23 protein-coding genes are annotated in these 22,992 nt (G+C 70.9%); 12 read left to right on the top strand and 11 right to left on the bottom strand.

Annotated features, from left to right (window positions below):
* Window positions 1-6 precede the first annotated feature (6 nt).
* The 4 genes from AB5J73_RS46040 to AB5J73_RS46025 are packed head-to-tail and all read right to left on the bottom strand — an operon-like array spanning window position 7 to window position 2,729.
* A complete protein-coding gene (locus AB5J73_RS46040) occupies window positions 7-702 on the bottom strand; it encodes a phosphoadenylyl-sulfate reductase (RefSeq protein ID WP_370966153.1) in 696 nt (231 codons plus the stop codon).
* Entirely contained in the window at window positions 699-848 is a 150-nt protein-coding gene (locus AB5J73_RS46035; RefSeq protein ID WP_086860657.1) for an Insertion element protein, read from the bottom strand. The genes AB5J73_RS46040 and AB5J73_RS46035 overlap by 4 nt, the downstream gene beginning before the upstream one ends.
* Window positions 845-2,539: a nitrite/sulfite reductase gene (locus AB5J73_RS46030; RefSeq protein ID WP_370966150.1), complete on the bottom strand. Its 1,695-nt coding sequence runs from the start codon at window positions 2,537-2,539 to the stop codon at window positions 845-847. The genes AB5J73_RS46035 and AB5J73_RS46030 overlap by 4 nt, the downstream gene beginning before the upstream one ends.
* Before the next feature lie 55 nt (window positions 2,540-2,594).
* Entirely contained in the window at window positions 2,595-2,729 is a 135-nt protein-coding gene (locus AB5J73_RS46025; RefSeq protein ID WP_370973542.1) for a putative leader peptide, read from the bottom strand.
* A 125-nt stretch (window positions 2,730-2,854) separates the two neighbouring features.
* Between AB5J73_RS46025 and AB5J73_RS46020 the strand changes: the two genes are divergently transcribed.
* From AB5J73_RS46020 to AB5J73_RS46010, 3 genes are all read left to right on the top strand, one after another.
* Window positions 2,855-3,271 (top strand): VOC family protein, encoded by a 417-nt coding sequence (locus tag AB5J73_RS46020; protein ID WP_370966147.1) that lies wholly within the window; start codon window positions 2,855-2,857, stop codon window positions 3,269-3,271.
* A 14-nt stretch (window positions 3,272-3,285) separates the two neighbouring features.
* On the top strand, window positions 3,286-4,503 hold the full coding sequence (hemW, locus tag AB5J73_RS46015) for a radical SAM family heme chaperone HemW (protein WP_370966145.1): 1,218 nt from the start codon (window positions 3,286-3,288) through the stop codon (window positions 4,501-4,503).
* A 62-nt stretch (window positions 4,504-4,565) separates the two neighbouring features.
* Window positions 4,566-5,486 carry an NADP-dependent oxidoreductase gene (locus AB5J73_RS46010; RefSeq protein WP_370966143.1) on the top strand — a complete coding sequence of 307 codons (921 nt, stop codon included), beginning with the start codon at window positions 4,566-4,568 and terminating at the stop codon, window positions 5,484-5,486.
* Here AB5J73_RS46010 and AB5J73_RS46005 read toward each other — a convergent pair.
* On the bottom strand, window positions 5,483-6,100 hold the full coding sequence (locus AB5J73_RS46005) for a TetR/AcrR family transcriptional regulator (protein ID WP_370973541.1): 618 nt from the start codon (window positions 6,098-6,100) through the stop codon (window positions 5,483-5,485). The two genes, AB5J73_RS46010 and AB5J73_RS46005, sit on opposite strands and share 4 nt — an antisense overlap.
* Before the next feature lie 171 nt (window positions 6,101-6,271).
* Between AB5J73_RS46005 and AB5J73_RS46000 the strand changes: the two genes are divergently transcribed.
* The 5 genes from AB5J73_RS46000 (at window position 6,272) to AB5J73_RS45980 (ending at window position 11,423) form a co-directional block, all read left to right on the top strand.
* Entirely contained in the window at window positions 6,272-6,688 is a 417-nt protein-coding gene (locus AB5J73_RS46000) for an SgcJ/EcaC family oxidoreductase (RefSeq protein ID WP_370966141.1), read from the top strand.
* A complete protein-coding gene (locus tag AB5J73_RS45995; protein WP_370966139.1) occupies window positions 6,685-7,020 on the top strand; it encodes a hypothetical protein in 336 nt (111 codons plus the stop codon). The genes AB5J73_RS46000 and AB5J73_RS45995 overlap by 4 nt, the downstream gene beginning before the upstream one ends.
* Before the next feature lie 59 nt (window positions 7,021-7,079).
* Window positions 7,080-7,892 carry a siderophore-interacting protein gene (locus tag AB5J73_RS45990; protein ID WP_370966136.1) on the top strand — a complete coding sequence of 271 codons (813 nt, stop codon included), beginning with the start codon at window positions 7,080-7,082 and terminating at the stop codon, window positions 7,890-7,892.
* A 9-nt stretch (window positions 7,893-7,901) separates the two neighbouring features.
* Window positions 7,902-9,131 (top strand): serine hydrolase domain-containing protein, encoded by a 1,230-nt coding sequence (locus AB5J73_RS45985; protein ID WP_370966134.1) that lies wholly within the window; start codon window positions 7,902-7,904, stop codon window positions 9,129-9,131.
* A 93-nt stretch (window positions 9,132-9,224) separates the two neighbouring features.
* A complete protein-coding gene (locus tag AB5J73_RS45980; protein ID WP_370966131.1) occupies window positions 9,225-11,423 on the top strand; it encodes a restriction endonuclease in 2,199 nt (732 codons plus the stop codon).
* Between the two features lies 1 nt (window position 11,424).
* Here the strand turns inward: AB5J73_RS45980 and AB5J73_RS45975 are convergent, their stop codons facing one another.
* Window positions 11,425-12,030: a DJ-1/PfpI family protein gene (locus tag AB5J73_RS45975; RefSeq protein ID WP_370966129.1), complete on the bottom strand. Its 606-nt coding sequence runs from the start codon at window positions 12,028-12,030 to the stop codon at window positions 11,425-11,427.
* Here AB5J73_RS45975 and AB5J73_RS45970 point away from each other — a divergent pair.
* Both AB5J73_RS45970 and AB5J73_RS45965 read left to right on the top strand, forming a co-directional pair.
* A complete protein-coding gene (locus tag AB5J73_RS45970) occupies window positions 12,029-13,426 on the top strand; it encodes a PLP-dependent aminotransferase family protein (protein WP_370966127.1) in 1,398 nt (465 codons plus the stop codon). The genes AB5J73_RS45975 and AB5J73_RS45970 overlap by 2 nt on opposite strands.
* A 73-nt stretch (window positions 13,427-13,499) precedes the next feature.
* A complete protein-coding gene (locus AB5J73_RS45965; protein WP_370966124.1) occupies window positions 13,500-14,768 on the top strand; it encodes a styrene monooxygenase/indole monooxygenase family protein in 1,269 nt (422 codons plus the stop codon).
* Here AB5J73_RS45965 and AB5J73_RS45960 read toward each other — a convergent pair.
* From AB5J73_RS45960 to AB5J73_RS45940, 5 genes are all read right to left on the bottom strand, one after another.
* A complete protein-coding gene (locus AB5J73_RS45960; protein ID WP_370966121.1) occupies window positions 14,699-16,144 on the bottom strand; it encodes an alpha/beta hydrolase in 1,446 nt (481 codons plus the stop codon). The two genes, AB5J73_RS45965 and AB5J73_RS45960, sit on opposite strands and share 70 nt — an antisense overlap.
* Window positions 16,145-16,215: 71 nt before the next feature.
* The gene (locus tag AB5J73_RS45955; RefSeq protein WP_370966118.1) at window positions 16,216-17,214 is read right to left on the bottom strand and encodes a TIGR03842 family LLM class F420-dependent oxidoreductase; all 999 of its coding nucleotides are present in this window, start codon (window positions 17,212-17,214) and stop codon (window positions 16,216-16,218) included.
* 7 nt (window positions 17,215-17,221) lie between these two features.
* Window positions 17,222-18,604, bottom strand: a complete 1,383-nt coding sequence (hydA, locus tag AB5J73_RS45950; protein WP_370966115.1) for a dihydropyrimidinase — start codon at window positions 18,602-18,604, stop codon at window positions 17,222-17,224.
* Window positions 18,604-19,386, bottom strand: a complete 783-nt coding sequence (locus AB5J73_RS45945) for a nitrilase-related carbon-nitrogen hydrolase (RefSeq protein ID WP_249027179.1) — start codon at window positions 19,384-19,386, stop codon at window positions 18,604-18,606. Before AB5J73_RS45945 ends, hydA begins: the two co-directional genes overlap by 1 nt.
* A gap of 10 nt (window positions 19,387-19,396) precedes the next feature.
* Window positions 19,397-20,950: an NCS1 family nucleobase:cation symporter-1 gene (locus AB5J73_RS45940; protein ID WP_370966112.1), complete on the bottom strand. Its 1,554-nt coding sequence runs from the start codon at window positions 20,948-20,950 to the stop codon at window positions 19,397-19,399.
* A 220-nt stretch (window positions 20,951-21,170) separates the two neighbouring features.
* On the opposite strand from AB5J73_RS45940, the gene AB5J73_RS45935 reads away from it, so the two are divergent.
* Window positions 21,171-21,863, top strand: a complete 693-nt coding sequence (locus AB5J73_RS45935) for a response regulator transcription factor (protein WP_370966109.1) — start codon at window positions 21,171-21,173, stop codon at window positions 21,861-21,863.
* On the top strand, window positions 21,860-22,840 hold the full coding sequence (locus AB5J73_RS45930; RefSeq protein ID WP_370966106.1) for an ATP-binding protein: 981 nt from the start codon (window positions 21,860-21,862) through the stop codon (window positions 22,838-22,840). The genes AB5J73_RS45935 and AB5J73_RS45930 overlap by 4 nt, the downstream gene beginning before the upstream one ends.
* The last annotated feature ends 152 nt before the right edge of the window (window positions 22,841-22,992 follow it).

Below are 22,992 nucleotides of genomic sequence, written 5' to 3'. Positions count from 1 at the left end.
CCTTCCTCAGCCGTGCAGTCCGCACTCGGTCTTCGACTGACCCGCCCAGCGCCCGCTGCGCGGGTCCTGGCCCGGCTCCACGCGAGCCGTGCAGGGCGCGCACCCGATCGAGAGGTAGCCGATCGAAACGAGCGGGTTCTCCAGGATCCCGTGCTCGCGGATGTAGCCGTTGAACTCGTCGTCGGTCCACGCCGCGATCGGGTTGACCTTCACCAGGCCGTTGCGGTCGTCCCAGGTGACGATCGGGGTGTTCGCGCGGGTCGGCGCGTCGACCCGGCGGACGCCGGTGATCCACGCCGAGTAGTTCGCCAGCGTCTTGCGCAGCGGCACGACCTTGCGCAGGTTGCAGCACAGCGTGGCGTCGCGGTCGTGCAGCTTCGCGCCGTACTCCGCGTCCTGCTCGGCCACGCTCTGCTCGGCCTGGGCGTTCACGATCTTCACGTCCGGGTAGACCGTCTGCACGGCATCGCGCGTGCCGAGGGTCTCCGGGAAGTGGTAGCCGGTTTCGAGGAAGAGCACGTCCACATCGGACTTCACCTTCGTGGCGAGGTCGATGAGCACGGCGTCCTGCATGTTGGACGCGACGATGAAGTCGTCGCCGAACGTGTCGACGGTCCAGCGGATCGCTTCGTCGGCGGTGGCGTCCGCGAGCTCCTCGGACGCGCGCTCGGCGAGGGTCTTGTAGTCGGCGGTGGCGGTCATCGGGAAACCTCCGGGAGGGACAGGCCGAGGAACTTGACCGAGAAGACCCGGCGACAGGCAGAACACAGCCACCCGCCGTTCTCTTCCGGCCGCAGGTCCTCGTCACCGCAGTACGGGCAGTAGTACGGAGCCGCTCGCTCGGTCACTGGAGGGCGCTTTCCTCGGCGCGGGCGGCCCACTGCGCGAACCGTTCGCCGGGTTCGCGCCCGGCCACGTAGTTGCGCACGACCCGCTCGACGTACCCGGTCAGCTCGCCCGAGGTCACCTTGTGCCCGCGCAGCTTCCGGCCGAACCCGGCGTCGAGGCCGAGGCCGCCGCCCAGGTGCACCTGGAAGCCCTCGACCTGGTTGCCGTCGGCGTCGGTGACGATCTGGCCCTTGAGGCCGATGTCCGCGGTCTGGATCCGCGCACAGGAGTTCGGGCAGCCGTTGAGGTGCACGCTCACCGGCGTGTCGAGGTCCTTCTGGATGTCCGCCAGCGACTTCTCGAGGTCCGCGACGAGCTGCTGCGCGCGTGCCTTCGTCTCGACGATGGCGAGCTTGCAGAACTCCAGCCCGGTGCAGGCCATCACGCCGCGCCGCCACACCGACGGCTTCGTCTCCAGCCCCAGCTCGGACAGCTCGGCCGAGAGCGTCGCGACCTGGGCCTCGGGGACGTCGAGCACGACGAGCTTCTGCTGCGGGGTGAGCCGCACGCGGCCCGACCCGGCGCGCTCGGCCGCCTTGGCGACGGCGACCAGCGTGCCGCCGGAGGACCGGCCGGCGATCGGCGCGGCGCCGACGTAGAAGGTGCCGTCGACCTGCGGGTGCACCCCGACGTGGTCGATCGGGACGGCGGGGTCGGCCGGCGGCGGGCCGTCGATCAGCTCGCGCTTGAGGTACTCGTCCTGCAGCACCTGGCGGAACTTCTCCGCGCCCCAGTCCTTGACCAGGAACTTGATCCGGGCGCGGGAGCGCAGCCGCCGGTAGCCGTAGTCGCGGAAGATCGAGATGACGCCTTCCCAGACGTCCGGGACCTCGTCCAGCGGCACCCACGCGCCGAGGCGCTGGCCGAGCATCGGGTTGGTGGACAGGCCGCCGCCGACCCAGAGGTCGAAGCCCGGCCCGTGCTCTGGGTGGTCCACGCCGACGAACGCGATGTCGTGGATCTCGTGCGCGACGTCCGGCTGGCCGGAGATCGCGGTCTTGAACTTGCGCGGCAGGTTGGCGAACTCCGGCTTGCCGATGTAGCGGCGCTTGATCTCGTCGATCGCCGGAGTCCCGTCGATCACCTCGGCGGCCGCGATGCCCGCGACCGGCGAGCCGAGGATGACACGGGGGCTGTCGCCGCAGGCTTCCATCGTGGTCATGCCGGCGTTCTCGAGCTTGGCCCAGATCGCGGGGACGTCCTCGATCCGGATCCAGTGGTACTGGATGTTCTGCCGGTCGGTGATGTCGGCGGTGTCGCGCGCGTACTGCTGCGAGATCTCGCCGAGCACGGTCAGCTGCGCGGTGGTCAGCGCGCCGCCGTCGAGCCGGACCCGCAGCATGAAGTAGCGGTCGTCGAGCTCTTCGGGCTCCAGGGTCGCGGTGCGGCCGCCGTCGATCCCCGGCTTGCGCTGGGTGTACAGGCCGAACCAGCGGAACCGGCCGCGCAGGTCACCCGGGTCGATGGCGTCGAATCCCCGGTGGGCGTAGATGTTTTCGATCCGCGCCCGCACGTTGAGCGGGTGGTCGTCCTTCTTCGACCGCTCGTTGGGGTTCAGCGGCTCCCGGTAACCGAGCGCCCACTGCCCTTCACCGCGCTTCTGCTTCGCGCGCGCGGGTCGGGCGGGGGTCTGACGCGTGGGCGTGGCCATGGCGGCCTCCTCCGAGGGGGCTGTCCGATTTCGTGGCAGGTGGTGGCGACGGGAGTCAGCGAACGGGTGCGCAGAGGGCGCTCGCGACGCGCACGAGGTCGACGTGGCGGCGGGCCACCAGGAAGACACCGGCATGAGTCACGACGTGAGCGTGCCACGTGTCCACAATGTGGTCCAGGCCTGACCGCATGCTGGGAGAAGCGTCACTCACCTGCGAAAATCGTGTCAACCGTGCTGCGTGCGGACTCTTGCGCCGTTCAAACCACTACATGTAGAGTACTTCGAGCACAGTGGTTTGGAGAGAGGAAACTGGGGATGCAGGTCAAGGGTTTCGGGGCGGGGTACCTGGTCGACGACGTCGCCGCGACCACCCGCTTCTACGCTGACGTGATCGGGCTGCCGGTCACCGTCGAGCTGGACTGGTTCGCCAGCGTCAACGCCGGTGCGCCCGGCTACGAGATCAGCTTCGTGCAGCGCGGCCACGCTTCGGTGCCGGAGGGCTACCGGGCGGCCGAGACGACGGGGGTGATGTTCGGGCTCGTCGTCGAGGACGCGGCGGCCGAGGCCGAGCGGCTCGAGGCGGCGGGCGTCGAGCTCGTCGTGCCGCTCGTCGACGAGGTCTACGGGCAGCGGCACTTCTACGTCGCGGACCCGGACGGCGTGCTGCTCGACGTCATCGAAATGATCCCCGTCGACCCCGAGTGGGCGGCGGCGAACCTCCCGGCTTCGTAGGGGACAATCGGGGCGTGCCCGCACTGCGTCCCGACCCCGCGACCCCGATCGATCCGGCGTTGCCGGAGAGCGCGCTGGACGGGCTCGGCAGCAGAGCGTTCGGGGTGTACGTGCACGTCCCGTTCTGCGCGACGCGCTGCGGGTACTGCGACTTCAACACCTACACCGCGGGCGAGCTGGACTCCGGCTCGTCGCCGCAGTCCTGGCTCGAAGGGCTGCGGCGCGAGCTGGAGCTGGCCGCGCGCGTGCTGGTCGTGCCGCCGGCCGCCGACACCGTGTTCGTCGGCGGCGGCACCCCGTCGCTGCTCGGCGCCGACGGGCTCGCGTCGGTCCTCGACGCCGTCCGCGACGTCTTCGGGCTCGCGCCGGGCGCCGAGGTGACGACGGAGTCGAACCCGGAGTCGACGTCGCCGGAGTTCTTCGCCGGGATCCGCGAAGCGGGCTACACCCGCGTTTCGCTGGGCATGCAGTCGGCCGCGCCGCACGTGCTGAAGATCCTCGACCGCGTGCACACGCCGGGCCGGCCGGGCCGGGCCGCCGCCGAAGCGCGCGCGGCCGGGTTCGACCACGTGAACCTCGACGTGATCTACGGCACGCCGGGAGAACGCCCGGACGACCTCCTCGCCACCCTCGACGCCGTGCTGGCCGCCGGCGTCGACCACGTGTCGGCGTACGCGTTGATCGTCGAGGAGGGCACCGCGCTGGCGCGCCGCGTGCGCCGCGGCGAGCTGCCCGCCCCGGACGACGACGTGCTGGCCGCGGACTACGAGATGATCGACGCCGCGCTGACGGCGGCGGGGCTGCGCTGGTACGAGGTGTCGAACTGGGCGGCATCGGACGCGGCCCGCTGCCGCCACAACCTCGGCTACTGGCGCGGGGACGACTGGTGGGGCGCCGGCCCGGGCGCGCACAGCCACGTCGGCGGCGTGCGCTGGTGGAACGTCAAGCACCCGGCCCGCTATGCCGCACTGCTCGCCGGCGGCGATTCGCCGGCCGGCGGGCGTGAAGTGCTCACCGACGACGACCAGCACCTCGAGCGGATCATGCTCGAACTCCGCGTCGCCGAAGGGCTGCCGCTCGACGTCCTCGACGAGCCCGGGCTCGCCGAAGCCCGCGCGGCCGCGGCGGAAGGCCTGCTCGACCCGTCCGCTTTGGACACCCGGGGCCGCGCGGTGCTCACCGACCGCGGGCGCCTGCTGGCGGACGGCGTCGTCCGGCGGCTTGCCGGCTGACGGGAATCAACGGCGGGGCCCGGTCGTTGCTTGTATTCAGCAACGACTTTCGAGGAGGCCTCATGGCGCGCGCGATCAGGTTCGACGAGTACGGCGACGTGGAGGTCCTCCGGGTCGAGGACGTGCCGCGGCCGGTGCCGGGACGGGGGCAGGTGCTCGTCGAGGTGCGCGCCGCCGGGATCAACCCCGGCGAGGCGTCGATCCGGCGCGGCTTCCTGCACGACCGCTACCCGGCGACGTTCCCCTCCGGCCAGGGCAGCGACTTCGCCGGCGTGGTCGCCGAGCTCGGCGACGGCGTCGAGGAGATCGCCGTCGGCGACGAGGTGATCGGGTTCGTCGACACCCGCTCCAGCCACGCCGACTTCGTCGTGGCGGAGGCGGAGAACCTCACCCCGAAGCCCGCCGGCCTGCCGTGGGAAGTCGCCGGCGCGCTCTTCGTCGCCGGGACGACCGCGTACGCGGCGGTGGGCGCGGTGTGCCCGCGCGAGGGGGAGACGGTCGTCGTTTCGGGTGCGGCGGGCGGCGTGGGGTCGCTCGCGGTCCAGCTGGCGAAGCTGGCCGGCGCCACGGTGATCGGCCTCGCGGGCGAGGCGAACCACGAGTGGCTGCGCGAGCTCGGCGTCGTCCCGGTGTCCTACGGCGAAGGCGTTCTCGAGCGGATCCGGGAAGCCGCGCCGGACGGCGTGCACGCGTTCGTCGACACGTTCGGCTCCGGGTACGTGGAACTGGCTCTGCACCTGGGCATCCACCCCGGGCGGATCGACACGATCATCGACTTCGAGGCGGCGGGGAAGTACAACGTCAAGACCGACGGCAACGCGGCCGGTTCGTCGGCCGAAATCCTGCGGGAGCTGGGCTTGTTGCTGGACAAGGGGTTGCTGACCCTGCCTGTGGCCCGCGTCTACCCGCTGGACGAGGTCCGGGCCGCCTACCGCGAGCTGGAACGGCGGCACACGCGCGGCAAGATCGTGCTGCGGCCCTAAGCGTTCTTCGCGGCGAGCACCTTGAGGCCGGCGAGGTAGGTGTCGAGGGCGAACTCGAGGCGTTCGGCGGCGGTTTCGGCGGAGAAGAACTCGCCGATGCGCAGCATGTTCGGGAACGCCTCGGCGGGCAGTGAGCGCATGTAGGCCACCATCTGCTCGCCGCGTTTCGCCGTCTCGGCTTGGTCGATGTCGCCCCAGGTCCAGCCGCTGGCTTCGTACGCGTACGCCTTCGCGTAGAGGGAAAGCGCGTCGCCCGCGAAGGTCGCCTGCTTGAGTTCGAGGCCGCCGGCGCGGAGCAGGGCGAGCATCGCCTCGCCTTGGCGCAGCGAGCTCGGCGTGACCGGCACGGCGATGTCCCACGCCACGCGCGCGATCCCGGGGTGGGCGACCATCACCCGGATCTGCGCGCGGACGAGGTCCTTGACCTGCTCGTCCCAGCGGGCCGGGTCCGGGTCCGGCAGCGGCACGTCGGCGAGGACGGCGTCGAGCATCAGCTCGGCCAGCTCGTCCTTGTTGGAGACGTGCGCGTAGAGCGACGCGGGCCCGGTCTCGAGTTCCTGCGCGACCCGCCGCATGGTGACCGCGTCGAAGCCCTCCTTCGCCAGGACTTCCAGCGCCGTCTTCACGACGAGGTCCTGGGACAGGGCGGGTTTCGCGGCGCGGCGGCGCGGGGCGCTGCGCCACGGCGGCGGGGGAACGGTCACACGAACACTGTACTTGACGCGAACGCTGTTCGTAAGTAGAACGGTGTTCGTCAAACGAACAGCGTTCGTAAAGGGGATCCCATGACCACGACCACCGCCGAAGCCGACGTTCGCGCCGTGCTCGGCAAGCTCACCCAGGCCTGGAACGACGGGGACGCGACCGCGTACGGGCGGCTCTTCACCGAAGACGCCGACTACGTGACGTTCTTCGGGGCCAACTTCCCCGGCCGCGCCGGGATCGAGAGCTCGCACCGCGCGCTCTTCGAAGGGCCGCTCAAGGGGATCAAGCTGACCGGGCGACCGGGCGTGGCGGCGAAGGTGCGGTTCGTCCGCCCGGACGTCGCGGTCGCCGTCGTGGGCGGCGGCTCGTCGGTGACCGGTTCGGACACCACGGACGAAGGCCGCGAATCAACCGTCACCTTCGTGCTCGTCCAGGAGGACGGCGAGTGGCTGATCACGGCGTTCCAGAACACGCGCGTCTCGGATCCGCGGTCGTGAAAGCGCTTGCGGAGGCTTCGGGAGTCGTCGCGCGCCCGCCCGGTGAGGTGTTCGACCGGCTGCGGCGGCTGCTGAACGGGGGCGCGTACCCGATGCGGATGGACGCGGACCGCGAGCGCGGGTTCGTCGCGGTCCAGGGCGGCTGGTGGTACCGCGGGGAGTACCGCGTCACGCCGGATCCGGCGGGTGCCCGCGTCGAGCACCGGGTGGTCAACGCGGCTTCGCGGGCGCGGTGGGGAGTACCGCTCGCGAACCGGTTCTTCGTCGGGTTCCGGGCGCGGACCGCCGCCGGGTTCGCGCGGTTGCTCGAAGAACTGGGTACACCTGGATAAGCGCGGGCCGGAATCGGCGCGTAGGCTGAGTTAGGTAAGCCTTAGCATTGGAGTGGTCGATGGCTGAAGCACCCCGACGGTCCGGGCGTCCCGCGGTGCGGCTGCGGGTCCTGCGCACCGAGCGGCTGACCCCGCACATGATCCGGATCGTCGCGGGCGGCGAGGGCATCGCCGATTTCACGCCGAACGAGTTCACCGACGCCTACGTGAAGGTGCTGTTCAAGGTGCCCGGCGTCGAGTACCCGGAGCCGTTCGACGTCCAGGAGTGCCGCGCGACGCTGCCGCGGGAGCACTGGCCGCGGCAGCGGTCCTACACCGTCCGGGCGTTCGACCCGCAGGCCGGCGAGCTCGTCATCGACTTCGTCCACCACGGCGACGAGGGCATCGCGGGCCCGTGGGCGGCCTCCGCCCAGCCGGGTGACGAGCTGCTGCTGTCCGGTCCCGGTGGCGCCTACGCGCCGGGCACCGAAGCGGACTGGCACCTGCTGGCGGGCGACGAAAGCGCGTTGCCGGCCATCGCGGCCTCGCTCGAAGCGCTCCCGGCCGGCGTCCCGGCGCACGCCGTGATCCTCGTCGAGAGCGCGGACGAAGAGCAGCCGCTGGCCACCAAGGCGGACGCGCAGATCACCTGGCTGCACCGGGCCTCGGGCGGCGACGTCGCTTCGGCGGTGCGTGAGCTGCCGTGGCGCGACGGCGTCGTGCAGGCGTTCGTGCACGGCGAAGCGGGCTTCGTGCGGGAGCTGCGGCGGTACCTGCTCGACGAGCGCGGCCTGCGGCGCGAGCTGCTGTCGATCTCGGGCTACTGGCGTGTCGGCAAGAACGACGAAGCGTGGCGTGAAGAGAAGGCGGCCGAACGCGCGCGGGAGAAGTAGCCTCGCCGCATGGCAGAACTCAAGGTGGAAGTCGACCCGGCCGAAGCCGGGTTCGACGCGGACCGGCTGAAGCGGCTCGACGCGCACTTCGACCGGTATGTCGAAGACGGCCGGTTGCCGGGCTGGCTCGCGGTGGTGAGCAGGCACGGCCGCGTCGTGCACATCGGCCGCGGCGGGCACCGCGACGTCGAAGCGGACCTCCCGGTGGAAACCGACACGCTCTGGCGCATCTTCTCGATGACCAAGCCGATCACCTCGGTGGCGGCGATGATGCTCGCCGAGGAAGGCCTGCTGGAGCTGGACGACCCGATTTCGCGCTGGCTGCCGGAGTTCGCTTCACCGCGCGTGTTCGTCAAGGGGTCGGCGCTGGCGCCCGTCACCGAACCGGCGACATCGCCGATCCGCGTGTGGCACCTGCTGACGCACACGGCGGGCCTGACCTACGGCTTCCACCACGGCCACCCGGTGGACGCGATCTACCGGGCGGCGGGCTTCGAGTGGGGGACCCCGCCGGGCGCGGACCTGGCGGAGTGCAGCCGCTTGTGGGCGTCGCTGCCGCTGCTGTTCCAGCCGGGCACGGAATGGAACTACTCGATCGCGACCGACGTGCTCGGACGGCTCGTCGAAGTGGTTTCGGGACTTCCGCTGGACGAGTTCTTTTCGTCGCGGATCTTCACCCCGCTGGGCATGACGGACACGGATTTCGCCGCCCCCTCGCTGTCCCGCCTGGCGGCGCTGTACGTCCGCGATCCGGCTTCGGGCCGCGCCGTGCGCAACGAGGCGTTCAGCCGCGCGGGAACAACCCGCCCAGCCTGCCTTTCCGGCGGCGGCGGCCTGGTGTCCTCGGCGGCGGACTATCGGCGTTTCACGGAAATGCTCCTCCGCGGCGGCGAACTCGACGGCGTCCGGCTGCTGTCCCCGCGGACCGTTTCCCTGATGGCGAGCAACCACCTGCCGGGACACGTGGACCTGGAGGCGTTCGGCCGCCCGCTGTTCGCGGAGATGCCGTTCGACGGCCACGGTTTCGGATTGGGGTTCTCGGTGCTGGAGGACCCGGTGAAGGCGCGGACGCTGTCATCGGCGGGGGAGTTCGCGTGGGGCGGGGCGGCTTCGACGGCGTTCTGGGTGGACCCGGACGAGGATTTGACGGTCGGGTTCTACACGCAGCTGTTGCCGTCGAGCACTTACCGGCTGCGGCCACAGCTGCGGCAGCTGGTTTACCAGGCGCTGCTGGACTGAGCGGGCGTCCATTCGGGTGAAGGGCAGTACCGGCCGACCTGGTCAAGCCGGTACCGCTTTTGGTCGCAGCGATCATGGGGCAAGGTGTGACCCGTGCTCGACGATCCGATCCACTGGCGAAAGTTGGTCCGCGAATACTCGACGCTGGCTCAGTTGCCCCCGGGAGTGAGTCCGCAGGCTCGCGGTCAGCGCTTCAACGGGTTGATCGCCGAGTTGTTCACGGCGTTCGGGATCCAGGCCGAGTCGGATCGGCGGAGCGTCGGCGAAATCGACGTGGTGTTCAGGCACGCGGGACGCTACTTCATCCTCGAAGCCAAATGGGTGCAGGGACCTGCTTCGTTCGACCCGATCGCGAAGTTGCAGCGGCGAGTCGAGCAACGCATGGCAGGTGTGACCGGCGTTTTTCTTTCGATGGACGGGTACACCAAGCACGCCCTCGCCGATATCGACAAGGGACGGCGGCTGGATCTGGTCCTCCTGGACCGGGAGCACTGGGAGGCGATGCTCAGCGGGTTCGTCCCGCCGGCGGAACTGCTGGATCTGGTCACCGCACGGGCGTCCTACGACGGAAGCGCTTACACGCCATTGCGCGTTCTACTCGACCGGAAAGCGCCGGTGCCGGACCTGAACTTCGGTGGGCGCGCGGGGCCGGGTCGTCCGGACTTCCGGGCGGCGGCGGACCACGTTCGGGTCGAGGCGGCCACCGCCGACTTCGAGTCCGGCAGGCTGGGCGTTTCGGCCGACCACGACGGCACGGTTCTCGTCACGGCCGAGAACGGCGTGCTGTCGGTCGACCTCGGGCGCGCGGCGGCCGCCTGGGCGGCACCGGTCAGCGGGTGCGACGGCAACGCGGTGCGTTCCGGGACCGGGATCCTGGTACACCGGGCCCACGGGGTCGGGCGCTGCGCGAACGGCGCGGTGGGAGTCGTGTCGGCCGGCGGGGCGGCGGGCGGGCGGAGCCAGCTCGTGCCGGACGGTCGAGGAGCCGTGTGGTGCTTCGATCCCGGGTCGGTCGGCCGGAACCACGACGCCCCGGCCACGATGAGCCCGCTCGACGGCGGGCCCGGGGCGGAGCGCGGAATCCCCTACCGGCCCGGTGCCGCGACCGGTGCCACATGGGTGAACGGCACCGAGCTGGTCGTGGCCGGGGATCCGGACTTCGTCCTGGTGCCGGAATCGGGCGAACCCCGGCGCTGGACGCTGCCGAGCTCGCACCCCGTGGCGACGGTCGCCATCGACTCTGCGCACACCTTGTCGCTGGCCGAGGACGCCTCGCTGTGGGCGACCGAAGTGCGCACAGGGCGCAGCGCGGTCCTAGGCCGGGTGCACAGCGTGGAGGTGCTCGATGGCCGGCTTTCGAAGGATTCATCGTCCTCCGTGCACCTGGCCGTTCGCTATCGCGGTCCGGGCGGGAAGAGCCGGGTTTCCTTGATGCGCGTGCGTTCCGAGGGGCCGTGGCTGCCGGCCCGCCTACTGGCGGAGACCGGCTCCGACGAGGCTGCTCGAGCCGAGTCCGAGCCGGTGGCCGTTCCGGAAGCCGTGCGGGGAAGCCAGGGGGCCGAAGCAGCTCAGCCGGCTGGTGCTCGGGCCGCAGGCGTTCCACTGGTGTCGTCCGAGGAAACCCGGCTCGCCGACCGTCGTCGCGGTGAACGCGAAGCGGCCTCGCTGGCGGAGAAGCTGCCGTTGCACGTCCTCGAAGGAGCCATGCGGGTCAGTTTCGACGTCGTGCGCTGGCTGAAGCCGTGGCGTGAGCACTGGCGGGGAGTCGTTTCCGGGCAGGCTCCCGTGCTGCCGGATTGGCTCCCGGCGATCGCCCACCTCCTCGGCTCCTACGCGGCTCCGGAGGAGACCCTCGAATCGCACTTCACCCCGACCCCGCCGTACGTGCTCGGGTTTTCGGCCGGGCTGCGCGAAGTCTGGACCTCGCTGGTGCAGCGCGGGTTGGTGCCGGGCGACGTGAACGTGCTGAGCCAGTGGCTGGTCGAACCGACCGGCGTGCCAGCCCGGCCTCGGGGCTCGATGACCCCGAAGGAGGTGCGTGCCCAGTCCTACAAGGAGAAGGGCCGGACTTCGTGGATGTGGGCCCTCCGCATCGCGCTGTGGCTGGCGACCTTGTTCTTCGGCTTGTCGGCCATCGGCTCGATCGGCCTCACGGCGACCGGTGGCTGGCCCGATCACTCGGTCGCGACCGTGCTCGGCGGCAACTTGGTCACCGAGCTCCCCTTCCTCGGGCTGCTCACCCTCGTGATCTTCGACGTGCGGCGACGGCGCCGGAAGGCCAAACGCGGCTGAGCTACCTCAGCGCAGGCTCCAAGTACGGCGTCACATTGCCCATCGCCCGCGCGACGTACTCCTCCTTCTCCCCGACCGGTGCGACGTAGTGCATCGCGCTCTCCGCAGCCGCCACCCCATGCAGCCGCGCGATCACCCACGTCGCCAAGTACGCCGAAGCCAGGCACCCGCCCGCCGTTGCGATGTTGCCGCGCGCGAAGAACGGCTGGTCCAGGACCTCGACGCCCGCCGCGACCACCCACGGCTTCGATGTGAGGTCCGTGCACGCCGGCACTCCGCCGAGCAGGCCCAGCTTCGCCAGCACCAACGTTCCCGAACACTGTGCCGCCAGGAGCTGGCGGGCCGGGTCGAGGCGGCTCAACACCCCCATGATCGCCGCGTCCTCCACCACCTCGCGAGTGCGCACGCCGCTCCCGATGATGACCGCGTCGGCGGTGCGGGCCTGCTCGAGGTCGGTCATCGCGTACAGGCGCACGCCGTTCATCGAAGTCACTTCGGGGGTCGGGCTGGCGATCGACACCCGCGAACCCGCGCGGTTGAGGACGCCCAGTGCGATCAGGGAGTCGAGTTCGTTGTAGCCGTCGAAGGTCAGGATCGCGGTGTGCATGCCCGCCACGGTAGGACCGCCGATCCAGGACAGTCCAAGAATTGTCCTGCCTACAATCCGGAGGGGGCGCGTACCGAAGTACAAAGGCGTCGTCGACGCCCTCGCCGAGCAGATCCGGGACGGACACCTGCCCGCCGGGACGAAGCTGCCCACGCACCGGCGCCTGGCCGCCGATCAGGGCATCGCCGTCGTCACCGCGTCCCGGGTGTACGCCGAGCTCGAAGCGATGGGACTCGTGAGCTGCGAGCAGGGGCGGGGCACCTTCGTCCGCGATCCCGCCACCGGCGAGGCCGCCGACGAGCGGTCCGTCGCCGCCGATGCGCTCGACCTCAGCTTCAACCACCCCGCCGTGCCCGGGCAGGCCGATCTGCTGCGCCAGGCCCTGCGGGACCTCGCCACCGCCGGCGACCTCGACGCGCTGCTGCGCTACCAGCCCCACCGCGGGCGGGCCCACGACCGCGCCGCCGTCGCGCGGCACCTGCGGCGGCGGGGGCTCGACGCCGGCCGGGAGCGCGTGCTGATCGTCGACGGCGCTCAGCACGGGCTCGCGGTCACGGCCATGACCCTGTTCCGGCCCGGTGACGTCGTCGCGGTCGACGCCCTCACCTACCCCGGGTTCCGGATGCTCGCGCGCACGCTCGGGCTGGAACCGGCGCCGCTGCCGGTGACCGCGGCCGGGCCCGACCTCGACGTCCTCGACCGGCTGTGCCGCCGTCGCCGGGTCCGCGCGGTGTACGCGATGCCGACCCTGCACAACCCGCTGGGCTGGGTGCTCGACGACGCCCGCCGCGCGCGGCTCGTCGCCATCGCCCGCGCGCACGGGCTGACGATCATCGAGGACGCTTCCTACGCCTACCTCGCCGAGGACGCGCCACCGCCGCTCGCGGCGCTGGCGCCCGAAGCCACCGTGTACGTGTCCGGGCTGTCGAAGAACGTCGCCACCGGGCTGCGGTTCGGGTTCGTCGCCGCGCCGGACGCGCTCGTGCCCTCATTCGAACGCGCGATCCGGGCCACGACGTGGAACACGCCCGCGCTGACCGCCGAGATCGCCCGCCGCTGGCTCGAGGACGGCACCGTCGACCGCCTCGAAGGGCGGAAACGCGCGGACGCCCGGCAGCGGCAGGCCGTCGCCGCCGAGGTGCTCGACGGGCTTCCCCTGATCGCGCACCCCTCGTCGTACTTCCTGTGGCTGCCGCTGGCCCCCGATTCGCGCCCGGACCGGATCGCCGCGGCCTTGGCGCGGCGGCGGGTCGCGGTCGCCACCGCCGAGCCGTTCGCGACGACGCCCGCCGTGCCCCAGGCGCTCCGGCTGGCGCTCGGCTCCGTCGGGCTCGCGCAGCTGCGCGCCGCGCTGGAAGCCGTCCGGCAGGAGGCCGAGCACGACGCGTACCGCTGACCGCCCGATCGGGCGAGGAAACTCGCCCGGTCACGAGTACGTTGGGGGAACAGGGTTTCCGGGAGGGGCGGCCATGCGGCGGATCGGGATCGTCGGAGCGGGGCAAGCGGGATTGGTCCTTGCCATCGGGCTGCGGCAGCGGGGCTACGACGTCACGGTGTTCGCCGAGCGGCCCGCGGACGAAGTGCGGGCCGGCCGGCTCGTCTCCAACCAGTGCCTGTTCGCGCCCGCGCTCCAGCGGGAACGCGAGCTCGGCATCAACTTCTGGGACGCCGAAGCGCCGCCGATCCGGGAAGTCTCCTTCGCCGCCGCGGGGGTGGAAACCGAACCCGCGATGTCCTGGCGCGTGGGGCTCGACCGGCCCGCGCAGTCGGTCGACCAGCGCGTCAAGGTCGCGGACTGGCTGGCGGAGTTCGCGCGCCTCGGTGGCGAGCTGCGGTTCCGCCGGGTCACCCCGGACGCGCTGGACGAGTGCGCGCGCGAGTTCGAGCTGCTCATCGTGGCGGCCGGGCGCGGCGCGCAGTTCGACGCGCTCTTCCCGCGCGACGACGAGCGGTCGCCCTACCGCGAGCCGCAGCGGGCGATCGGGATCCTTTACGTCGCCGGGGAACTCGACGCGGTGCCCGGTCTGACGTTCGGGATGTCCCCGGTCGGCGAGTTCTTCCTGCTGCCCGTGCTGTCGGTGCGCGGGCCCGTGCACGGCATCGGCTTCTTCGGCGTGCCCGGCGGCCCGATGGACGTCTGGGACGAGGTCGCCGACGTCGAGCAGCACTACGAGACCGCGCGGAAGCTGCTGCGCGCGCACTACCCGTGGCAAGCCGCCCTGCTCGACGACGCCCGGCCGGCGGCGCCCGTCGACCTGCTGCACGGCCGGATCACGCCGGTGGTCCGGCACCCGGTGGGCACCCTGCCGTCCGGGGCGAAGGTCCTCGCGATGGGCGACACCGCGGTGACCAACGATCCGGTCGGCGGCCAGGGCGCCAACATGGCCGCCCGCGCGGCCCGGGCGTACCAGGAGGCCATCGTCGAGCAGGCGGACCGGCCGTTCGACGAAGAGTTCATGCACGACGCCTTCGCCCGTTACTGGCGGCACGCCCGGCACGCGACGCGCTTCAACAACGACCTCCTGGCCCCGCCGGCGGACCACGTCCTGGCCACTTTGGACACCGCGCAGCGCGTTCCCGAAGTGGCGCACCGGTTCGCGCACCTCTTCGAGAACCCGGCCGACTACGAAGGCTGGCTCGGGGATCCCGAAGCGGCGATGGCGTACCTTCAGTCGAAGGGACCGCGGTCCGGCGCGCAGACCGTGCCCGGGGCCGGCACCGCGCCGGTGCCGAAGTAGCGGTCGAGCCAGGCGTCGGCGCACGCGCTCTTGCCGCGCGCACCGTGGCCGTACGCGTCGAGCGTCAGCAGGCGCGCGTTGCCGAGCAGCTTCTCGGTCCGCCGGGCGCCGGCGTACGGCGTTTCCAGGTCGCCCTGGCGGTTGGCGAGCAGCAGGACCGGGGCGGTCGGGCGGTTCCACGGTCCGGTGTACCGGCCGGTGTCCGAGACCTCCCACGTGGCGCAGGGGAGTGTCTTGTAGACGTCGTACGGGCCGAAGCCGCGGCCGACCTGGTCGGCGCGCTGCGCGTAGTCCCACCACACGGCCGGATCGCGCGGGTTCGCCGCGTCCGAACACAGCGTCGCGCCGCCGCCCAGCAGGGAGTCGATGTCCGGCGGGCCGCCCGCGGACGCCGGTGCGCGCGACGCCGGATCGGCCAACGCGGTCAGGAAGGCGGCCAGTTGCGGGGCGGCTTGCGCGTCGGTCAGGTAGTTGTGGATCCGCGCGATCGCGCTCTGGTAGGTGACGCTGGTCTGCTTGCCCGAAGTGTCGGTCACCGTGATCGGGCCCGACTCCAGCCGATCCAGGATCGCGTCGTAGTCGAACGCGCAGCGCGTCCCGCAGGCGTCCGAAAAGGATTGGAGAGCGCGAGGTCCGTCCTCGTAGCCGCGCAGCCGGTAGCTCATCGGTCCGGTTCCGGTCGCCCAGCGCACCGGGTCGTCGACCGCGTCGAGCGCCAGGGAACCCACCCGGCCGGGGAACAGGTTGGCGTACGTCTCGCCGAGGTAGGTGCCGTAGGACTTCCCGTAGTACCGCAGCTTCGGCTCGCCTAACGCCGCTCGCAGCCGGTCCAGGTCGCGCGCGATCGTGCCGGTGGAGAGGTGACTCGCCAGCGGACCCGCGTTCTGCTCGCAGAGGTCGGTGACCGTTCGGGTGTCCGCGATCTGCCGCTGCTCGGCGGCCCGGGTGAGCGGGAACGTGCCGAGCGCCCGCTGGAGCACCTCGAGCTGCGAAGGGTCGGTGAAGCAGTGGATCTTCGAGCTGGCCCCGACTCCGCGCGGGTCGAACCCCACGATGTCGTAGCGCTCGTGCAGGAACGGCGTCAGGGCAGGCGCGAAGCGGCCGGACGAGCCGGGCCCGCCCGGGTTGTAGAAGATCGTGCCCAGCTTGTGGGCCTGGTCGGTGGCGGGCAACCGGCCGACGGCGATCGACACGGTGCCGGCCGATGAGTCCTGGTAGGACAGGGGGACGTCGAGGTGGCCGCACTGGTACCCGGTGGCGCACGCGGATTCCCACACGATTCCGGTGGGGCTCGCCGTGGCCGCGGGCGCGCTCAAGGCGACCACGCTCGCGGCGGCCCCCAGCACCAGCGCAGCACGGAGTTTCGGAGAATTCATGACCCCGATCGTCCCGGCACCGGGACCGGGGCGCGCTGGTGCGCGCCCCCGGAACCGGGGTAGGGCGGGCCCTACGCGGTGAGCTTCGGGATGATCTGCGAACCGTAGGACGCCAGCGTCGCCTCGCGGTCGTCGTGCATCAGGTACAGCGAGAACTGGTCGACGCCCAGTTCCGCCAGCTCCTGCAGCCGTTCCACGTGCGAGGAGGCCGGCCCCAGCAGGCAGAAGCGGTCGACGATCTCGTCCGGGACGAACTCCGTCGACGGGTTGCCCGCCTTGCCGTGGTGGCTGTAGTCGTAGCCTTCCCGTTCGCGGATGTAGTCGGTCAGTTCGCGGGGCACCGCACCGGAAGACCCGTAGCGCGCCACCAGGTCCGCGACGTGGTTGCCGACCATCCCGCCGAACCAGCGCAGCTGTTCGCGCTGGTGCGCCAGGTCGTCGCCGACGTACGCCGGGGCCGCGACGCAGATCGTGATGCCGCCGGGATCGCGGCCGGCGGCCCGGGCGGCGTCGCGCACCGCGCCGATCGTCCAGCGCGCGATCGCCGGGTCCGCGCACTGCAGGATGAAGCCGTCGGCGTGCTCGCCGACCGTCTTCAGTGCCTTCGGCCCGTACCCGGCCATCCACATTTCCAGGCGCCCGTTGCGGATCCACGGGATCTGCACGGTCTTGTCGTTCACCGTCACCGCGCGGCCTTCGGCGAGGTCCTTCACGACCTGCATGCAGTCGCGGACGGTGGCCAAAGTGGACGGTGGCTTCCCGACCACCCGGTGCGCGGAGTCGCCGCGGCCGATGCCGCAGACCGTCCGGTTGCCGTACATGTCGTTGAGCGTGGCGAACGTCGAGGCCATGACGGACCAGTCCCGCGTCCCCGGGCTGGTCACCATCGGCCCGACGACCAGCGACGACGTCGCCGCGAGGATCGCCGAGTAGATGACGAACGGCTCCTGCCACAGCACGCAGGAGTCGAACGTCCAGCCGTAGCGGAACCCGGCGTCCTCGGCGTCCTTCATCAGCCGCACGACGTCCCGCGCGGGCGGGTCGGTCTGCAGCACGATCCCGAAGTCCATCGCCACCTCAGTTCAGATATTGATTCAGCGAGCGGGACAGGAACTTGCCGTGCGACGTCGACCCCGTGAACCCCTCCGGCGACACGACGACGCGCCCGCGGGACAGCACGGTGTGCACGCGTCCGGTGAGCTCGAACCCTTCGTACGCCGAGTAGTCCACGTTCATGTGGTGCGTCTCCGCGGACAACGTCTGCGTGGCGGCGGGGTCGTAGATCACGATGTCCGCGTCCGAACCCGCCGCTATGACGCCCTTGCGCGGGTACAGCCCGAACATCCGCGCCGGCGTCGCCGAGCACGTCTCGACCCAGCGCCCGAGCGTCAGCTCACCGGCGACGACGCCCTGGTGCAGCAGGTCCATCCGGTGCTCGACGCCGGGCATGCCGTTCGGGATGGCCCGGAAGTCCCCGCGGCCCAGCTCCTTCTGGTCCTTGAAGCAGAACGGGCAGTGGTCGGTCGACACCACGGACAGGTCGTTGGTCCGCAGCCCGCGCCACAGGTCGGCCTGGTGCGACTTCTCCCGCAGAGGCGGCGACGCGACGTACTTCGCGCCCTCGAAGTCCGGCTTGGCCAGGTCCTCGATGGACAGGTAGAGGTACTGCGGGCACGTCTCGGCGAAGACGTTCTGGCCCTCGTTGCGCGCTTCCGCGACCGCCGCGAGCGCTTGCGACGCCGACAGGTGCACGATGTACAACGGCGAGCCGGTGACCTTCGCGAGCTGGATCGCCCGCGACGTCGCCTCGCCCTCCAGCTCCGGCGGGCGCGTCAAGCCGTGCTGCACCGGGTCGATGTGGCCGGCCTCGAAGGCCTGCGCCGCCAGCTGGTCGATCGCGATGCCGTTTTCCGCGTGCATCATGATCGTGGCGCCGATCTCACGCGCCTTCTGCATGGCCAGCAGGATTTCGCCGTCCGTGGAGTAGAACACCCCCGGGTAGGCCATGAACATCTTGAAGCTGCCGACCCCGCCGTCGACGCAGGCTTCCATCTCCTTCAGCGACTGGTCGTTGACGTCGCTGACGATCATGTGAAAGCCGTAGTCGATCGCGCAGTTGCCGTCGGCCTTCGCGTGCCACTTGTCCAGTGTGGACAGCAGCGACGTGCCCTTGGCCTGCACGGCGAAGTCGATGATCGTCGTCGTGCCGCCCCACGCGGCCGCGGTGGTGCCGGTCGCGAACGTGTCGACCGAGTGCGTGCCGCCGAACGGCATCTCCATGTGCGTGTGCGCGTCGATCCCGCCGGGCAGCACGTACTTGCCGGTGGCGTCGATCGTCTCGTCGCCGGCCAGCGTCCCGGGCGCCCCGACGGCGGCGATGGTCTCGCCGTCGACGAGGACGTCCGCGGTCAGCGCGCCGGAGGGCGAAACGACCTGGCCACCCTTGATGAGCGTGGTCATCAGGCCTCCGTGAGGGGGCCGTAGGTGTCCGGGCGGCGGTCGCGGTAGAACGCCCACAGGTCCCGGACCTCGTCGAGCTGCGCCATGTCGAGGTCGCGCACAACGACCTCGTCCTCGGTGTCCGACGCGGCGTCGCCGATCAGCTGGCCGCGCGGGTCGGCGAAGTAGGTCTGGCCGTAGAAGTCGTTGTCGCCCAGCGGTTCCTTGCCGACGCGGTTGATCGCGCCGACGAAGTACTCGTTCGCCACCGCGGCCGCCGGCTGCTCGAGCCGCCACAGGTACTGCGACAGGCCGCGGCTGGTCGCCGACGGGTTGAACACGATCTTCGCCCCGGCCAGGCCCAGCGCGCGCCAGCCTTCGGGGAAGTGCCGCTCGTAGCAGATGTAGACGCCGATGCGGCCCACGGCGGTGTCGAACACCGGGTAACCCAGGTTGCCGGGCCGGAAGTAGAACTTCTCCCAGAAGCCCTTGACCTGCGGGATGTGGTTCTTGCGGTGCTTGCCGAGGTACGTGCCGTCGGCGTCGATCACCGCGGCGGTGTTGTAGTACACGCCGGGCTGCTCGACCTCGTACATCGGCACGACCAGCACGACGCCGTGGCGCTCGGCCACCTCCTGCATGAGCTTGGTCGTCGGGCCGTCCGGGATGCCCTCGGTGTAGGAGTAGTAGTCGGTGTCCTGCACCTGGCAGAAGTACGGCCCGTAGAACAGTTCCTGGAGGCAGACGACCTGGGCGCCCTGCGAGGCGGCGGTGGCGATGTGGTCGACCGCCGCCTTGATCATGGACTCCTTGTCACCCGTCCACCGCTGCTGGATCAAACCGGCTCGGACGACGCTCACTTGCTTCCTCCTTGGTTGTGGACGTGGACAGGGCGGCGAAGACGACGAACGCGCCGACGAAGCCGACCACCCAGTTGTAGTCGTAAAGCGGCTTGAGGAACGGGATGAGACCGGCGTCGGGGAACGGCCCGCCGTACGCGCCGCCCACCGCGAGGACGGCCCCCACCAGCGTGGCGACCAGCGCGCGCCAGTTCCAGCCGCCGCTGAACCAATACACCCCATCGGGTGTGTAGAGGTCCTTCAGCTTGAGCTTGGTGCGGGCGATCACCCAGTAGCCCGCGACGAGCACCCCCGCCACCGCGCCGAGCAGGCCGCCGTAGAAGCCGAGCCAGGCGAAGATGTAGATGTTCGGGTCGGAGTAGAGCCGCCACGGCTGGATCAGGATGCCGATGACGCCGGTGATGCCGCCGCCGACCGCGAACGTGATCTTCTTCGGGAACGCGTTCGAGAAGTCGTAGGACGGGCTGACGACGTTGGCCGCGAGGTTCGCCGAGATGGTGGCGAGCACCAGCGCGACCAGCGCGACGACGACCACGACCGGGCTGGTGAACTTGTCCGCCAGCTGGGCCGGGTCCCAGATGTCCTCGCCGTAGAGCACGTGCCCGCCCGACGTGGTCAGGATGGCCACGATCGCGATGAACGTCATCGTGGTGGGCAGGCCGAGGATCTGCCCGCGGACCTGCTTGCGCTGGCTGCCGCCGAAACGGGTGAAGTCCGGCATGTTCAGCGACAGCGTCGACCAGAACGCGATCATCGCCATCAGCGACGGCGCGAACACCTTCCAGAAGTCCGGGCCCCAGCCGAGCTTGCCGCCGTCGGACAGGATCGGGCCGAGGCCGCCCGCCTTGACCAGCACGTAGCCCAGCATGATCAGGAAGCCGACCGACACGAGCGGCGCCGTCCAGTTCTCGAACCGGCGGACCGCCTCCATGCCGCGCCAGATGATCAGCATCTGGCCGATCCAGAAGACCACGAAGGACAGCCACAGCGTCCAGTGCTGGCCGGCGATCACCGGCGCGTCCCGCCACCACGAGCCGAGCAGGCGCCCGAGGATGACGTAGATGGCCTCGCCGCCGACCCACGTCTGGATGCCGAACCAGCCGCACGCGATGAACGCGCGCAGCAGCGCGGCCAGGTTGGCGCCGCGCAGGCCGTAGAACGCGCGGGCGAACACCGGGAACGGGATGCCGTACTTCGTGCCGGCGTGGCTGTTGAGCAGCATCGGCACGAGGACGATCAGGTTGCCGATGGTGATCGTGATCAGCGCCTGCACCCAGTTCATGCCCAGGGCGATGAGCGACGCGGCCAAGGCGTAGCTGGGGATGTTGTGCGCCATCCCCATCCAGAGCGCGAAGTAGTTGTAGGTGGTCCAGGTCCGTTTTTCGACGGGGACGGGGGCCAGCTCCTCGTTGAAGAACCGGCTGCCTTCGAGAGACCCGACGCCGGCGGGGTCGAGCTCGACCCGGCCGTCGTCGTGCACGCGCTGGTCTGCGGGTGTCGGCGCCATTGCGGCATCCTGCGCGCCTGGTCATCGCCGGGGCAACGGCAGAGTGTTCACTCTTCCACGGCCTGGAGTGCAGTCTGTCGATTGCGCGAACGGGCTCCCGAGTGCATGACCTGCGTCACACATCTGGTCGTCACGAACCGGCAAAGCGGCTGAAACGTCTCCACAGGATCTCCACAGTTCACGCGAACCGTCTCCACCGGGGGTGCTTAAGGTCGTGGCCATGGAACCGGGAATGCGGCGGGTGCTCGTCGTCGAGGACGACGGCACGATCGCCGCGTCGATCGCGGCCCGGCTGCGGGCCGAGGGGTTCACCGTGGACGTCGCCCACGACGGGCCGGCCGCGGTCGAGGCGGACGCCGCGCTGGAGCCCGACCTCGTGGTGCTGGACGTCATGCTGCCGGGGTTCGACGGCCTGGAGGTCTGCCGCCGGATCCAGGGACGGCGGCCGGTGCCGGTGCTCATGCTGACCGCGCGCGCCGACGAGACGGACCTGCTGGTCGGGCTGGGGGTCGGCGCGGACGACTACCTCACGAAGCCGTTCTCGATGCGGGTGCTGACCGCGCGGGTGCACGCGCTGCTGCGGCGGGTCGACCGTTCGGCGTCGGTCGCGGGCACGCGGATCGTGCTCGGCGACCTCGAGATCGACGTCGACCAGCGGCGGGTCGCGCGTGCGGGGGTGGCGGCGCAGCTGACGCCGATCGAGTTCGACCTGCTGGTGCACTTCGCCCGGCGGCCGCGGGTGGTGCAGCCGCGGGAACGGCTGCTGTCGGAGGTGTGGGACTGGGACGTCCACGGCACGTCCGCCGGCACGCGCGCGGTGGACAGCCACATCAAGGCGCTGCGGCGGAAGCTCGGTGCGGATCTCATCCGGACCGTGCACGGCGTCGGGTACGCGTTGGAGGCGGGATCGTGAACTTCGTACCACGGCCGCTCGACCGGATCCGGTCGATCAAGCTGAAGCTGGCGATCCTGATGGTCGCGTCCGGCGGGGTCGCGTTCGCGTTCTTCAACTGGCAGATCGGCTGGCTGCCGCCCAAGACGACGATCACCGCGATGGTGCTGGCGCTGGTGCTGTCGCAGCTGCTGGCCCACGGGATGACGCGCCCGCTGCGGGAGATGACGGCGGCGGCGCGCGCGATGGCGAAGGGCGACTACACGCGGCGGATCCGCGCGACCACGCGTGACGAGGTGGGCTCGCTGGCCTCGGCGTTCAACCAGATGGCGGGGGATCTCGGCGACGCGGACCGGCAGCGGCGTGAGCTGATCGCGAACGTGTCCCACGAGCTGCGGACGCCGATCACGGCGTTGAACGGCGTGCTGGAGAACCTGGTCGACGGCGTCGAAGACCCCGACCCCGCCACGTTGAAGACGGCGTTGCAGCAGACCGAGCGGCTGGCGACGCTGGTGGACGAGCTCCTCGACCTGTCGCGGCTGGACGCGGGGGCGATCCCGCTGCACAAGACTTCGTTTTCGCTCTCCTCTTTGTTGTCGGAAGCGGTTTCCGAGGCGGCGTTGGTGCGCGGGGTGAGTTTCTCGGTGTCGGCGCCGGACGTGCTGGTGACCGCGGACCGCGGGCGGCTGTTCCAGGTGGTGGCGAACCTGCTGGAGAACGCGGTCCGCCACGGCCCCGCGGGAGGGTCGGTGCGGGTGCTGGCCGAGGTCCGGCCGGGCGAGGTGCGCATCGACGTGTGCGACGAGGGACCGGGGATCGCTCCCGCCGATCGGGTGCGGGTGTTCGAGCGGTTCACCCGGGGCGAGCGGCCGTCCGGTGGCGGGACGGGGCTGGGGCTGGCGATCGCCCGGTGGGCGGTGGAGCTGCACGGCGGGACGATCGGGGTGGTCGATTCTTCGCCGGGCTCCCGGATCAGGGTGACTTTGCCGACCGGCTGACCTCCGCGGTGTCCTGAATGACTCATTCAAGACCTTGGGGCGGCGGCCGGGCGTGGAAATTTGCGAATGTGAACGTGAGGAGTGGGTGGGATGCCGAAGAGCAGCGTGGGTGGGGCGGGGACGTCTGGGGAAGGGAAAGGGGTGCCGCGGGG

It is taken from the genome of Amycolatopsis sp. cg9 (genome assembly GCF_041346945.1).
Classification (GTDB): Bacteria; Actinomycetota; Actinomycetes; order Mycobacteriales; family Pseudonocardiaceae; genus Amycolatopsis.
The sequence above is the reverse complement of the archived record's forward strand: the minus strand, read 5'-3'. Positions and strand labels throughout refer to the sequence as shown.

Excerpts from the sequence above, each read along its gene's own strand:
- AB5J73_RS46040 (WP_370966153.1), bottom strand. The coding sequence starts at position 702 with ATGACCGCCACCGCCGACTACAAGACCCTCGCCGAGCGCGCGTCCGAG.
- AB5J73_RS46030 (WP_370966150.1), bottom strand. The coding sequence starts at position 2,539 with ATGGCCACGCCCACGCGTCAGACCCCCGCCCGACCCGCGCGCGCGAAG.
- AB5J73_RS46025 (WP_370973542.1), bottom strand. The coding sequence starts at position 2,729 with ATGCGGTCAGGCCTGGACCACATTGTGGACACGTGGCACGCTCACGTC.
- AB5J73_RS46020 (WP_370966147.1), top strand. The coding sequence starts at position 2,855 with ATGCAGGTCAAGGGTTTCGGGGCGGGGTACCTGGTCGACGACGTCGCC.
- AB5J73_RS46010 (WP_370966143.1), top strand. The coding sequence starts at position 4,566 with ATGGCGCGCGCGATCAGGTTCGACGAGTACGGCGACGTGGAGGTCCTC.
- AB5J73_RS46000 (WP_370966141.1), top strand. The coding sequence starts at position 6,272 with ATGACCACGACCACCGCCGAAGCCGACGTTCGCGCCGTGCTCGGCAAG.
- AB5J73_RS45990 (WP_370966136.1), top strand. The coding sequence starts at position 7,080 with ATGGCTGAAGCACCCCGACGGTCCGGGCGTCCCGCGGTGCGGCTGCGG.
- AB5J73_RS45985 (WP_370966134.1), top strand. The coding sequence starts at position 7,902 with ATGGCAGAACTCAAGGTGGAAGTCGACCCGGCCGAAGCCGGGTTCGAC.
- AB5J73_RS45970 (WP_370966127.1), top strand. The coding sequence starts at position 12,029 with ATGCCCGCCACGGTAGGACCGCCGATCCAGGACAGTCCAAGAATTGTC.
- AB5J73_RS45975 (WP_370966129.1), bottom strand. The coding sequence starts at position 12,030 with ATGCACACCGCGATCCTGACCTTCGACGGCTACAACGAACTCGACTCC.
- AB5J73_RS45965 (WP_370966124.1), top strand. The coding sequence starts at position 13,500 with ATGCGGCGGATCGGGATCGTCGGAGCGGGGCAAGCGGGATTGGTCCTT.
- AB5J73_RS45960 (WP_370966121.1), bottom strand. The coding sequence starts at position 16,144 with ATGAATTCTCCGAAACTCCGTGCTGCGCTGGTGCTGGGGGCCGCCGCG.
- AB5J73_RS45955 (WP_370966118.1), bottom strand. The coding sequence starts at position 17,214 with ATGGACTTCGGGATCGTGCTGCAGACCGACCCGCCCGCGCGGGACGTC.
- hydA (WP_370966115.1), bottom strand. The coding sequence starts at position 18,604 with ATGACCACGCTCATCAAGGGTGGCCAGGTCGTTTCGCCCTCCGGCGCG.
- AB5J73_RS45945 (WP_249027179.1), bottom strand. The coding sequence starts at position 19,386 with ATGATCAAGGCGGCGGTCGACCACATCGCCACCGCCGCCTCGCAGGGC.
- AB5J73_RS45940 (WP_370966112.1), bottom strand. The coding sequence starts at position 20,950 with ATGGCGCCGACACCCGCAGACCAGCGCGTGCACGACGACGGCCGGGTC.
- AB5J73_RS45935 (WP_370966109.1), top strand. The coding sequence starts at position 21,171 with ATGGAACCGGGAATGCGGCGGGTGCTCGTCGTCGAGGACGACGGCACG.